1 protein-coding gene is annotated in these 689 nt (G+C 46.6%); it reads left to right on the top strand.

Going from position 1 to position 689, the window contains the following annotated elements:
• Positions 1-689, top strand: a 689-nt coding sequence (locus tag A3757_RS01775; protein WP_156506102.1) for a bifunctional diguanylate cyclase/phosphodiesterase, incomplete at both ends; no start/stop codon positions are given.

Here is a 689-nt window from a genome sequence, read left to right as displayed (position 1 = left end):
GTGAAGCCCAACGTCAAAACAACAAAGTTGCCTTACTGTTCGTTGATCTAGACGATTTTAAAAAGGTTAATGACTCCCTTGGCCATGACATGGGTGACGAAGTATTGATGGTTGCTGCAGAGCGCCTATCAGAAGTACTTCGAACGGGCGATACAGTTGGCCGCTTGGGAGGCGATGAATTCATCTTAATTTTGGGCGGCCTAGATGACGAGAAGTCTGCGCAAAAAACTGCTGAGCGCATATTAGAACAATTCAGAAGCTCGTTTGATATTGAAGGTCGTAAACTGATGCTAACTGCCAGCATTGGCATTGCTCTTTTCCCTCATGACGGTGCTACTCCGACCGACTTGCTAAGAAATGCCGACTCAGCCATGTATCACGCCAAGTCTCTCGGGCGAAACGCCTACTCGTTCTACACTGAGGAAATGAACCAACAAGTCGCCCGAAGATTACAGCTTGAAGAACAAATCCATGGTGCCTTAGACCGAAATGAATTCTCGCTCGCCTACCAGCCTCAAGTCGATGTTCAGACTGACAAAATTATTGGAGCCGAAGCACTATTACGCTGGAATAACCAAACCTTAGGACAAGTACCTCCTGATGAGTTTATTCCGATCGCAGAGGAAACCGGGTTGATCATTCCTATTGGTCAATTTGTATTGCACCAGGCGCTATCTCAAGCATCAAAG

The sequence above is a fragment of the Oleiphilus sp. HI0117 genome, assembly GCF_001635235.1.
Note: the sequence above shows the minus strand (reverse complement) of the source record. Positions and strands in the feature narration are given on the sequence as shown.